The sequence below is a fragment of the Rhodobium gokarnense genome, assembly GCF_025961475.1.
GTDB lineage: Bacteria > Pseudomonadota > Alphaproteobacteria > Rhizobiales > Rhodobiaceae > Rhodobium > Rhodobium gokarnense.
The window spans coordinates 109,805-122,439 of sequence record NZ_JAOQNS010000010.1; the positions used below are offsets into that span (position 1 = coordinate 109,805).

The 12,635-nt window shown below is 66.5% G+C and carries 9 protein-coding genes; 5 read left to right on the forward strand and 4 right to left on the reverse strand.

What is annotated here, in order from left to right:
* Nucleotides 1-85 precede the first annotated feature (85 nt).
* Both M2319_RS16825 and M2319_RS16830 read right to left on the reverse strand, forming a co-directional pair.
* Complete coding sequence (locus tag M2319_RS16825) at nt 86-1,960, reverse strand: TRAP transporter large permease (RefSeq protein ID WP_406682186.1); 1,875 nt, start codon at nt 1,958-1,960, stop codon at nt 86-88.
* A 95-nt stretch (nt 1,961-2,055) separates the two neighbouring features.
* Entirely contained in the window at nt 2,056-3,075 is a 1,020-nt protein-coding gene (locus M2319_RS16830; protein WP_264602624.1) for a TRAP transporter substrate-binding protein, read from the reverse strand.
* A gap of 200 nt (nt 3,076-3,275) precedes the next feature.
* Between M2319_RS16830 and M2319_RS16835 the strand changes: the two genes are divergently transcribed.
* Genes M2319_RS16835 through M2319_RS16855 form a run of 5 tightly spaced genes read left to right on the forward strand, consistent with a single transcriptional unit; the run spans nt 3,276 to nt 9,015 of the window.
* Entirely contained in the window at nt 3,276-4,103 is an 828-nt protein-coding gene (locus tag M2319_RS16835) for an IclR family transcriptional regulator (protein ID WP_264602625.1), read from the forward strand.
* A 20-nt stretch (nt 4,104-4,123) separates the two neighbouring features.
* A complete protein-coding gene (locus tag M2319_RS16840) occupies nt 4,124-5,023 on the forward strand; it encodes a PCC domain-containing protein (RefSeq protein ID WP_264602626.1) in 900 nt (299 codons plus the stop codon).
* 49 nt (nt 5,024-5,072) lie between these two features.
* Entirely contained in the window at nt 5,073-7,376 is a 2,304-nt protein-coding gene (locus M2319_RS16845) for a molybdopterin guanine dinucleotide-containing S/N-oxide reductase (protein WP_264602627.1), read from the forward strand.
* 22 nt (nt 7,377-7,398) lie between these two features.
* On the forward strand, nt 7,399-8,196 hold the full coding sequence (locus tag M2319_RS16850) for an SDR family NAD(P)-dependent oxidoreductase (protein WP_264602628.1): 798 nt from the start codon (nt 7,399-7,401) through the stop codon (nt 8,194-8,196).
* Nucleotides 8,197-8,235: 39 nt separating this feature from the next.
* Nucleotides 8,236-9,015 carry an SDR family NAD(P)-dependent oxidoreductase gene (locus M2319_RS16855; protein ID WP_264602629.1) on the forward strand — a complete coding sequence of 260 codons (780 nt, stop codon included), beginning with the start codon at nt 8,236-8,238 and terminating at the stop codon, nt 9,013-9,015.
* Here M2319_RS16855 and M2319_RS16860 read toward each other — a convergent pair.
* Complete coding sequence (locus tag M2319_RS16860) at nt 8,990-9,352, reverse strand: DoxX family protein (RefSeq protein WP_264602630.1); 363 nt, start codon at nt 9,350-9,352, stop codon at nt 8,990-8,992. The genes M2319_RS16855 and M2319_RS16860 overlap by 26 nt on opposite strands.
* 122 nt (nt 9,353-9,474) lie before the next feature.
* A complete protein-coding gene (locus tag M2319_RS16865; protein ID WP_264602631.1) occupies nt 9,475-12,633 on the reverse strand; it encodes a multidrug efflux RND transporter permease subunit in 3,159 nt (1,052 codons plus the stop codon).
* Between the last annotated feature and the right edge of the window lie 2 nt (nt 12,634-12,635).

The window sequence follows — 12,635 nt, forward strand, 5'->3', positions numbered from 1 at the left end:
CCTTTCGGTTCTTGCGGGCGGCGCCCGAGGCCCGCCGCGGCCGCCGCAACGGGCGGCCGGCGGGCCAGGTCGGAAACGGTGGTCCTCACAGGAGGAAGGTCGAAATCCAGGGCAGGAAGGCGATGATCAGGCAGCCGACGAGCAGCGCTCCGAGGAACGGCCAGATCGCCTTGATCGCCTCGTCCGGCCGGCCGTCGCCGATGCGGCAGGCGAGGTAGAAGCCGATGCCGACCGGCGGCGTCATCAGGCCGATGTTCATCGCCGTGATCATCACCATCGCGTAGTGGACGTCGTGGATGCCGAGCTGGCGCGAGATCGGGAACACCAGCGGCGAGACGAGCACGATCGCCGGCAGGCCCTCAAGGACGCAGCCGAGGACGATGAACATGACGATCGACAGCGCCATGAAGGAGATCCAGCCGCCGGGCAGGTCCGACATCATGCGGGCGAGCTGGTGGGCGACGCCGGCCTGGGTGATCGCCCAGGCCATGGCGAGCGCCGTGCCGAGGATGAGCAGGATGGCGCCGGTCAGCGCGCTGGTCTCGACCAGGATCTCGTAGAGCTTCCTGCCGCTGAGCCCGCCATAGAGCGTGGCGCCGACGATCAGCGCATAGAGCACGGCGACGGTCGAGACCTCGGTTGCCGTGGCGATGCCGTCGGTGACGGCAAAGCGGATCATGAAGGGCAGGATGAGGATCGGGATCGCGACCACGAGGGTCTGCTTGACGACCGAGCGCGGGGCTTTGGAAATGCCGGTCATGTCGTCGGTGCGGGCCAGGAACCGGGCGAGGATGGCGAGCACCATCAGAAGCACCAGGGCGATGACGATGCCGGTCGTGAAGAGAGCAGCGATCGAGATGCCGGCGACCGAGCCCATGACGATGAGGATGATGCTCGGCGGCACGGTATCGGCCATCGCCGCGCCGGTCGCGAGCAGCGCCACCATCTGCGGCGGCTTGTTGCCGCGCCGCTTCATCTCCGGGAACAGGGCCGGCGCGACGGTCGCCATGTCGGAGACCTTGGAGCCGGAGATGCCGGAGACGACGAACAGCGAGCCGAGCAGGACATAGGACATGCCGCCGCGGACATGGCCGAGGATCGCCGACAGGAAGGAGACGATCGCCTTGCCCATGCCGGTGGCATCGAGGATGCAGCCGAGCAGCACGAAAATGGGAACTGCCATCAGCACGACGCCGGACATGCCCTCGTCGATGCGGCCGATCATCACGAAGACCGGGACGTGGGTGCCGAAGGCGAGATAGGTCAGCGTGCCGATGCCGAAGCAGAAGGCGATCGGCACGCCGGCGGCGAGCGCCAGCGAGACGAAGGCCAGGAGGAACAGGAACAGCGACGACGAGCCCATGGAGATGAGGGCCGGCGAGGTCAGCCACAGCAGTCCGCCAATGACGGCAAGAATCGCTGCGGAGGCGAGGAGATGCCAGAGCTTGCAGGTCTGCAGGGCATAGACGGCGACCAGCAGCAGCATCAGCCCCATGCCGAAGGGAATGGCCGCGGCGCGGATGGTGCCGGGGATCTGCAGGGCCGGCGTGGTGATCGCCCATTCCGCGACGGCATATTCATAGGCCGATGGGAAGAGGGCGATCAGGAAGGCCGCAACCACGGCCAGGGCCAGGGCCTCGACGAAGTCCTGCAGCCGTTTCGGCAGCAGGTGCACGACGAGGGTGAGCCGGAGATGCTCGTTGCGGTCGATGGCGATCGCCGCGCCGAGCATGGCCAGCCAGAGGAAGCAGAGGGAGGCGGCTTCCTCGACCCAGATCAGCGGCAGGTTCAGGAAGTAGCGGGTGACGACGCCGAGGAACAGCAGCGCCACGATGCCGACCATGAGGATCGCAGCGACGAACTCGACCGGCCAAAGGTACCGGGAGCCCTTGCGGGCTTCCGGGTTTTCGCTGACTTGCGGCAACGTATCGTCGTCCGCAACCATTGTGGTGCTTTGCATGATGAAGGACCGGTTCTGCTGCGCCCGGCGCGCTCACGCACGGGCGGTTGCGCCAGCCGTGCCCGCTCGGAGCCCGGCGCTGCGAAAGGCGGCGGTCAGCCGAGCTTGCCGGTGGTCTGTTCCAGCAAGGACCAGGCTTCTTCGCCGTATTCCTTCTTCCACTGGTCGTAGAAGCCGGCGGAGCGAAGCTTTTCGCGGATCGGTCCGGTCTCGGGCGCATTGAAGGTGAGGCCAAGGCCTTCCAGCTCCGCCCGGAGATTGTGGTTGTTTTCTTCGGAGTCTGCCCGCTCTTCGACGGCCGCCTGGTTGATGTTGCGCGAGACGATCTCCTGCAGGTCCTCCGGCAGGGCGCCCCAGGCGCGGCTGTTGGCCAGGAACCAGAACCCGTCCCACATGTGGTTGGTCATCGAGACGTATTTCTGCACCTCGTAGAGGCGGCCGATCTTGATCGTCGACAGCGGGTTTTCCTGGGCGTCGGCGACGTGGGTCTGCAGCGAGGTGTAGACCTCGTTCCAGTTGATGGAGACCGGGGCGCTGCCGAGGGCCTGGAACATGGAGGTCCACAGCGGGCTCGGCGGGACGCGGATCTTGAGGCCGGCGAGGTCGTCGGGGCCGGTGATCGGCTTGGTCGACGTGGTGACCTGGCGGAAGCCGTTGTCGAAGATCTTCTCCATGGCGTGGAGGCCGGACTTCTCGATGCCGGCGCGCACATGGGCGCCGAGGTCGCCGTCCATGGTCTTCCAGACGGTCTCGTAATCCGGGAAGGCAAAGCCGATGCCGTTGATCGAGGCGATCGGGACCAGCGTCGACAGGATGAGGCCGGAAAGCGTGAAGAACTCAACGGCGCCGGAGCGGAGCTGGCTGAGCGTGTCGGTGTCGGAGCCGAGCTGGTTGTTCGGGAACACCATGATGTCGACCCGGCCGCCGGATTCCTCGCGGATCCGCTCGATCGCCTCATTGACGCGAACGTTCAGCGCGTGGTCGGTGGTCAGGTTGTTGGCGAATTTGTAATTGAACTCGGCGGCCCGGGCCTTGCCGGACAGGATAAAGGGTGCCGCAAGGGCAGCGGTGCCACCAGCCAGAACAAAGCGTCGCCGATCGATCGTAAGAGCCATTCTTTCCTCCCAGGGAACGTCTGTGCGGCCGCTTGCCGGCCGTCGCGAAATTGTCGTTCGCCCTTTAAAGATGTCCATAATGTGGAACGACGATCTAATGCTATATCCAATTGACATATATGTCTAGGTTTTTATGATGTTTACAAATTTTTGGAAGTCCATAATATGGACATATAAGAAATTACTTGGGAATGGAAACGATGGCTACCACAAAGGACGCGACCGGCAGCCAGAGCATCGAGAGGGCGACAAGCCTTCTTGCCATCGTCGCGGAACACCACCGCTCCGGCGCTTCGCTGGGGACCCTCGTTTCGGCCAGCGGGCTGACCCGTGCAACGGTCCGCCGGTTGCTGGTGGCCCTGATGCGTGCCGACCTCGTCGATCAGGACGAGGACACCCGCCAGTACCGCCTCGGCGCTGGCTGCTACATTCTCGGCGTCATTGCGTCCGACCGTTTCGGCCTGCATCCGCTCGCGCATGCCAGCGTCATTCGCCTCGCGCGCGCCTCAGAAGACACGGCCTTCTTCTCGCTTCGGCGGGGCGACCACACGACTTGTCTCATCCGCGAGGACGGCCAGCACCCGATCCGCTCACATGTTCTGAGCGTCGGCCAGTTCCATCCCCTTGGCGTCGCCGCGCACGGGATTGCCATCCTGGCGGCGCTGCCCGACGATGAAATGAATGCGGTGATCGAGGCCAACACGCCCGTCTACCGGGAGCGCTATCCGATGCTGACGGATGAACTCCTGCGCCAGGTCATCGCCGAGACGCGCGAGCGCGGCTTTGCGCTTAATCCGGGGATCTTCCATCCCGGCTCCTGGGCCATCGGCGTTGCCGTGCGCAATGCCGATGGCGTTCCGGTGGGCGGTCTTTCCATCGGCTCCATCGAGCAGCGCCTGCAGGGCGCGCGCCAGCAGGAACTTGCCGAGCTCCTGCGCACCGAGGCCAACACCATCGAGGCGAAGCTGGCAAGGCAGGTGGGCAAGGTTCGCCGCGGTGCGCCGGCCCGGCCGGCCAAACAGGCTTAGAAGTCGAAAGGACAGCACCCATGTCACAGATCAACACGTCCGCCGCTTCCTCCGGGGATCGCCGCCTCGTCCATCCGGGACCGGTCGATCCTGAGCGCATCGCAAGCTCAGAAGGGCATGCGCGGCGCGTCGACGTCGCGTTCCGGCAGGGTCAGACGCTGCTTGAGGCGGTCACGGAGGCGCTCGGCGCGGCCGGCCTCGCCGCCGGGTGCCTCGAATTTTCAGACGTCGCCTTCTCGCCGATGGAATATGTCAAGCCGACCTATTCCGACACCCCGGAGCGGGTCGCCTATTACAGCGAAACCCACAAGCCGGAGGGCGTGGTGCGCATCGAGCGCGCCTATGCGACGGTCGGCGAGCGCGAGGGCGAGACGTTCCTGCATTGCCATGCGCTGTGGCGCGACGCCGACGGCACGGTTTGCGGCGGACACCTCTGGCCGCATATGACGCGAATCGCGGAGCCGGGCTCCGCGGTTCTCTATGGCGTCACCGGGACGAGAATGGCCGCGACCTACGACCCGGAGACCAATTTCACGCTGTTCCAGCCCTCGGCCGGAGACGCATCGGCCGGCGAGACCGGCCCGCGCGCGGTCATCGCCCGGGTACGGCCCAACGAGGACATGATCGAGGCCATCGAGGCGCTCTGCGCCCGCCATGGCTTCAGACAAGCTGTCGTGCGCAGCGGCATCGGCAGCACCGTCGGCGTGCGGTTCGAGGACGGCCTTGCCAATGACGAGCCGCCGACCGAACTTGCCGTCCTCAACGGACGGGTCTCGACCGGCGCCGACGGGAAGCCGAGGGCAGATGTGGAGATCTTTCTGATCGATGCGTCCGGGGCCGTCCACACCGGCAAGCCGGTGCGCGGCGACAACCCGATCCTCATCTCGCTGGAACTGGTGGTCGAGGAAACGGCGTCCTGAGGCGCCTGCCGGACTGCGATACCGTTTCCGCAACAAGAAGGCCTTGCCGATGACGACCTACACCGCAGCCCATTGGGGCGTCTATGAAGTGGAGCCGTCCGCGGCGGAGGGGCCGCGCATCCGGCCGGTCGCCGGCGATCCGGACCCGTCGTCCATAGGCCTTCATCAACTGGACCCGGCGCTCAACCGCACACGGGTGCGGCGGCCTGCCGTGCGCAAGAGCTGGCTGGAGCACGGTCCCGGCGCCCGGACCGATCTGCGCGGCCGCGAGCCGTTCGTGGAAGTGGACTGGGACCGGGCGCTCGACCTCGTTGCCGCCGAGCTTCAGCGCGTGCGCACCCGATATGGCAATGCGGCGATCTTCGGCGGGTCCTATGGCTGGGCCAGCGCCGGCCGGTTCCACCACGCCCAGAGCCAGGTCCATCGCTTCCTCAACACCATCGGCGGCTATGTGCGCCACCTCAACTCCTACAGCCTCGGCGCGGCGCATGTGATCCTGCCCCATGTGGTGGCGACGATGACCGACCTGCAGCACATGCACACGTCCTGGGACGTCATGGCCGAGCATACGGAACTGTTCGTCACCTTCGGCGGCGTTCCGGCCAAGAACGCGCAGATGGCGCCCGGCGGCTCCGGCCTGCACCGGGTGCCGGAAGGGCTGCGGCGAATGCAAAAGGCCGGCGTCCGCTTCGTCAATATCGGTCCCGTCGACGACAATCTGGAGACCGGCGGAGACCACGAATGGATCCCGGCACGGCCGAATTCCGATGTTGCGATGATGCTGGGGCTTGCCTGGACGCTGGTCGACCGGGGCCTTTGCGACCGGGCGTTCCTCGCCTCCCACTGCGTCGGTTTCGAGCGCTTTGAGCGCTATCTCACCGGAACTGAGGACGGCATCGCCAAGACGCCGGCCTGGGCGGAGGCGCTGTGCGGCGTTCCGGCGGAGCGGATCGAGGCGCTTGCCGTGGAGATGGCGGGAGCGCGCACGATGCTGAACGTTGCCTGGTCGCTGCAACGCGCCCATCACGGCGAGCAGCCGTTCTGGATGGTGATCACGCTTGCCGCGATGCTCGGCCAGATCGGGCTTCCGGGCGGCGGCTTCGGCGTCGGCTACGGCGCCATGAACACGCTCGGCTCGCCCCATCGCCGGCTGTCCGGCCCGCGGCTCGACCAGGGCCGCAATGCCGTCGATGCCTTCATTCCGGTGGCGCGGATCGCCGACCTGCTGCTCCATCCGGGCGAGACCTTCCCCTATGACGGTGTCGACCGCACCTATCCCGACATCCATCTCGTCTACTGGGCCGGCGGCAATCCCTATCACCACCACCAGGACCTCAACCGGATGGAAAGGGCCTGGCAGAAGCCCGACACCATCGTCGTCAACGAGCAGTGCTGGACGGCGACCGCCAAGCGGGCCGATGTGGTGTTCCCGGCAACGACAGGCCTTGAGCGGGACGACATCTCCTACGCCACCCAGGAAGGGCTGCTGGTCGCCACCAAGCAGGTGGTTCCGCCCTTTGCCGAGGCGCGGCACGACTTCGACATTTTTTGCGGACTTGCCGAGCGGATGGGCGTTGCAGAGGCCTTCACCGAAGGGCGCGACGCCGAGGCGTGGATCCGGCATATCTACGAGGACTGCCGCGAGCGCTGGGACAAAGCCGGCGTCGATATTCCCGACTTCGACACGTTCTGGGAGAAGGGGCTGGTCGATCTGGACAAGGATGCGGGCCCGGTGATCATGCTGTCGGAGTTCCGCAGCGATCCCGAAGCCAATCCGCTGAAGACGCCGTCCGGCAAGCTCGAGCTTTTTTCGGAGGAGATAGAATCCTTCGGCTATGCGGACTGCCCGGGGCACGCCACCTGGATGGCGCCGTGCGAATGGCTTGGGGCCGAGCAGGCACATGCCTTCCCGCTGCATCTGATCTCCGACCAGCCGGCCCGCAAGCTGCACAGCCAGCTCGACGACAGCGCCTACAGCCGCAAGGGCAAAGTGGGTGGCCGCGAGCCGCTGCTGATCCATCCGGACGATGCGGTGCGCCGGGGCATTGCCGCCGGCGACGTCGTGGAGGTGTTCAACGGGCGGGGGCGCTGCCTTGCTGCGGCGGTGCCTTCTGAGGACATCATGCCGGGCGTGGTGCGCATGTCGACAGGGGCCTGGTACGACCCGGACCCGGAAACGGGGCTGGAGAGGCACGGCAATCCGAACGTTCTCACCCTCGATATCGGCACCTCGTCGCTGTCCCAGGGCTGTGCCGCCCACACCTGCCTCGTCGACGTGCGCGGTCCGGTCAACGAGCCGGCGCCGGTCAGGGCCTTCGAGGCGCCGGAGCTGATCTCCGGCGACGATCTCTAGACCGCAATTCCAGGAGCAACTCATGGCAGGACGACTGGACGGCAAGCGGGTCGCGGTTATCGGCGCGGGCTCCGTCGGGCCCGGCTGGGGCAACGGCAAGGCGGCGGCGGCGCTGTTCGCGCGCGAGGGCGGAAAGGTTCTCTGTGTCGACCGCAATGGCGATGCGGCGGAAGAGACCGCGTCGCTGATCCGCGCCGAAGGCAACATCGCCTTCGCCCATGCGGCGGACGCCACCAATCCGGAGGCTGTCCGGGCGACGATCGACGCGGCGGAGCGGCATCTCGGCGGCCTCGACGTGCTCCACGTCAATATCGGCATCAGCAAGGCCGGCGGCATCGAGGCGACAAGCCTCGACGACTGGAAGGCCGTCTTCGCGGTCAATCTCGATGCCGCGTTCCAGCTCGTCCAGGCGGCACTGCCGCTTCTGGAGGAGGGCGGCGGCTCGATCGTCTTCGTCTCCTCGCTCGCCGCCGTGCAGAGCGGGCCCTACGCCTATGTCGGCTACGAGGTCTCCAAGGCCGCGCTCTGCCGGCTGTCGCGGAGCATCGCGATGGAATATGCCGCCCGCGGCGTGCGCTGCAACACGGTGCTGCCCGGCATGATCGACACGCCGCATGTCCAGGCATTCATCGCCGGCGGGGTGGCGCCCGAGGAGCTTGCGGCACGGCGGGCCGCACAGGTGCCGATGAAGCGGCAGGGCAGTGCCTTCGACATCGCCGAGGCGGCGCTGTTCCTCGCGTCCGATGCGGCCGGATTCATCACCGGCGTCGACCTGCGCGTCGACGGCGGCATGGGCCTCCTTGCCGCGACAAGCAGTTAGGCATATCTCCCGGACAATGCCAGCCGAAGGAGAATTGTCGTGGCGCGGATTTTCATCACCGGCTCGTCGACCGGACTGGGCCTGAAGGCGGGGCAACTGCTCGCCGAAAAGGGCCACGACGTGGTTCTGCACGCCCGCAATGAGGCGCGCGAGGCCGATGCGCGACAGGCACTGCCCGAAGCGGAAGCGATCGTCATCGGCGATCTGGAAACGCTCGCCGGGGCCAAGGGCGTCGGCGAGGCGGTGAATGCGCTCGGCCGGTTCGATGCCGTCATCCACAATGCCGGCGTCTATGACCGGACATTCCTTGAGACGGCCGACGGGCTGCCGCGGATGTTCGCCGTCAACGTGCTCGCCCCTTACATCCTGACGGCGATGATCGCGCGGCCGAAGCGCCTCGTCTATCTGAGTTCCAGCATGCATAGCGTGCCGGCGCATCTCGACGACCCGTTCTGGAAGACCCGGCGCTTCAACGGGACGGCCGCCTATTCGGAAAGCAAGCTGCACGACACGCTGCTGGCCTTTGCCGTAGCGCGGCTGTGGCCGGACGTCTTTTCCAACGCCGTCGATCCGGGCTGGGTGCCGACCAATATGGGCGGGAAAAGCGCGCCGGACAGTCTTGCCGATGGCGCTGCGACGCAGGCCGCGCTCGCCGCGCCGGAGGCCGGCAGTCCGCTCGCCGACGTCACCGGCGAGTATCTCTGCAAGCTGACCGTGAGGACGCCCGACCGTCAGAGCCGGGACATGGGCCTTCAGGATCGGCTGGTGGAGATCTGCGAGGGCCTGTCCGGTCTCAGGCTCGAGCCGTCCGCGTCCTGATCCGCCAGGTCATCCAGGCATTGATGCAGACGAAGGCGAGCACCGCCAGCGGGGCGAGGCCGTGCGCATATTCGCTGTTCCAGAGCATGGTCGCGAGCGCCGCCGCCATGACGCCGCCGCCGATGGCGGAACCGGCAAGCCGGGTGACGGGGAATATCAGCAGGAGGCAGGCGATCAACTCCAACGTTCCGGTCACATAGTGGAACCAGGCGGGATATCCCCAGCGCTGGTAATCCTCGACGATCGCAGCGGGCGCAAAGATGTTGGTGGCGCTGCCGACGGCGAAGAACGCCACCAAGAGCCACGCCAGCACGGTGCCCACTCTCTTCATGGTCATGGTCGCCGGTCCCTTTTCGATGGTTTTTCGGTCGGGGACGGCGCGTTGCGGCCGCCCTTTGACATCGACCCGGCGGCTTGCGTCCGCCGGGCCTTGAGGTCGCTGTGCGAGGCTTTCGGGACTCACGAGGCGGAGGGAGAGCCCGCCTCCGATTCCACGGACGCTCCGTCGTCGTCCGGCGCCTTCTTCTTTTTCTTCCTTGAAAACAGACTCAGGATGAAGACGAAGAAGACGGGGACGAAGAAGATCGCCAGGATCGTTGCCGAGATCATGCCGCCGAAGACGCCGGTACCGATCGCGTTCTGGCTGGCCGAGCTCGGCCCGGTGGCGATCGCCAGCGGCACGACGCCGAGCGTGAAGGCGAGCGAGGTCATGATGATCGGCCGGAACCGCACGCGCGCGGCGGCGACGGCGGATTCCACCAGCGACCGGCCTTCGGCGTAGTAGTCCTTGGCGAACTCCACGATCAGGATCGCGTTCTTGGCGGACAGGCCGATGATCGCGATGAGGCCGACCTTGAAATAGACGTCGTTCGGCATGTCGCGCAGCATGACGGCGGCGACGCAGCCGATGACGCCGAGTGGCACCACGAGGATGACCGCGAACGGGATCGCCCAGCTCTCGTAGAGCGCGGCCAGCAGCAGGAACACGAACAGGATGCTGAGGCTGAGGAGGATCGGCGCCTGGGCGCCCGACTTGATCTCCTCCAGCGACGGTCCGGTCCACTCGTAGCCGATGCCCTTCGGAAGGTCCCCGGCAAGCCGCTCCATCTCGGCGATGGCGTCGCCCGAGGAGAGGCCGGGCGCAGGGGCGCCGGCGATGCGCACCGCCGGATAGCCGTTGTAGCCGATCACCTGGGCCGGGCCCTTCTGCCAGTCGAAGCTGGCGATTGCGGACATCGGCACCATGCCGCCATTGGCGTTGCGCACGTTCAGCTTCATGATGTCTTCCGGCTGCATGCGGGCCTTGTCCTTGGCCTGCACGATCACCCGCTGCATGCGGCCGGCGTTCGGGAAGTCGTTGATATAGGCGGAGCCGAGATTGGCCGTGATGGTGTTGTTGATCTCGGCAAAGGTGACGCCGAAGGTGTTCGCCTTCTTGCGGTCGATGGTCAGCATGACCTGGGCCGCGAAGGGCATGCCCTCGGGGCGGACGCCGACGACCTTGCCGCCCTGGCTGGCCTGTCCCATCAACTGGCCGGCCGCCTGCTGGAGCTGGGCGAGGCCGATGAAGCCGCGGTCCTGCAGGCGGAAGGTGAAGCCGGCGGACGTGCCGAGGCCCTCGATCGGCGGCGGCGACAGGGCGAAGGACCTGGCGTCCTTCAGGCCGAACAGCTTCATGTTGGCCCGGCCGGCGATCTCGCTTGCCGAATTGCCCTCGCCGCGCTCGGCCCAGTCCTTCAGGGTGACGAACATGATGCCGGAGTTGGGGCCGTTGCCGGAGAAGCTGAAGCCCTGGACGGCGACGGTGTGTTCCACGCCGGGCTCGTCGGCGAAGATGCCCTCGATCTCCTGGATGGTCGCCAGCGTGCGGTTGCGGCTCGACTCCGACGGTCCGAGAATGTCGACGATGATGTAGCCCTGGTCCTCCTCCGGCACGAAGGCGCTCGGCAGGTTGATGTAGAAATAGCCAAGGCCGATGCCGAGGGCGAGGTAGACGATCATGACGCGGCCGGCGCGCCGGGCCAGGAAGCCCGTGGTGCCGGCATAGCGGCTCGCGACCCTGTCGAAATTGCGGTTGAACCATCCGCCGATGCCGCGGCCGTGCCCGTGGCCGCCCTTGATCGGCTTCAGGAAGCTGGAGCACAGGGCCGGCGTCAGCGACAGCGCCAGGAAGGCGGAAAACAGGATCGACACCACCATGGTGATGCTGAACTGGCGATAGATCACGCCGACGGAGCCGGGGAAGAAGGCCATCGGCACGAAGACGCAGGCGAGCACCAGCGTGATGCCGATGATGGCGCCGGAGATCTGGCCCATCGCCTTGACGGTGGCCTCCTTCGGCGGCAGCCCCTCCTCGGCCATGATCCGTTCCACGTTCTCAACGACGACGATGGCGTCGTCGACCAGGATGCCGATGGCGAGCACCATGGCGAACATGGTCAGGACGTTGATGGAAAAGCCGGTGACCAGCATGACGGCGCAGGCGCCGAGCAGGGCGATCGGCACGACGATGGTCGGGATCAGCGTGTAGCGGATGTTCTGCAGGAACACCAACATGACGATAAAGACGAGGACGACCGCCTCGACCAGCGTGTGCAGCACGGTTTCGATGGACGCTGCGACGAACGGGCTGGTGTCATAGGGAGTGGAATAGGCGATGCCGTCGGGGAAGAAGGCCGACAGCTCCTCCAGCTTGTTGCGCACGGCCTCGGCCGTCGCCATGGCGTTGCCGGTGGAGGAGAGCTGGATGCCGACGCTGGCCGCCCACTGGCCGTCGAGGCGGGTGGTGACGTTGTAGTCCTCGCCGCCGACCTCGATGCGGGCGACGTCTTTCAGGAGGATGCGCGAGCCGTCGGGATTGGCGCGCAGCACGATCTGGCCGAACGCGGCGGGGTCGGAGAGCTGGCCTTTGACCAGCACCGTCGCCGTGATGTCCTGGTTCGCCGGCTGCGGCGCCGCGCCGATGCGGCCGGCCGCGACCTGGGCGTTCTGCGCGGTGATCGCCGACATGATGTCGCCGGCGCTGATGTTGAAGCCGACCATCTTGTCCGGATCGACCCAGATGCGCATGGCACGCTGCGGCGCAAAGAGCGTCGCCTTGCCGACGCCCTGCACGCGCCTCAGCTCGCCCATCACGTTGCGGCTGAGATAGTCGCCGAGGGCGATCTGGCTGCGCTTGCCGTCGGTCGAGGTGAGCGCGATGAACATCAGGTAGCCGGCGCTCGCCTCTTCCACGACGACGCCCTGCTGGATCACCGGCGTCGGCAATCGCGCCTCGATGCGGGCGATGGCGTTCTGGACGTCGACGGTGGCGAGCTTGATGTCGGTGCCGGGCTCGAAGGTGGTGGTGATCGTCACCGAGCCGGAACTGTCGGAGGTGGACTCGAAATATTGCAGCCCGTCGACGGTGTTCAGCTCCTCCTCGATGAGCCGGGTCACGCCCTGGTAGATGTCCTGGGGCGAGGCGCCCGGATAGAAGGTGCTGATGGAAAGCTGCGGCGGCGCGACCTTCGGATATTGCGAGATCGGCAACTGCGGGATGGCGATGACGCCGGCGATCGCAATGAAGATCGCGATCACCCACGCCATCGTCGGGCGATTGAGGAAAAAACTGGCCATGG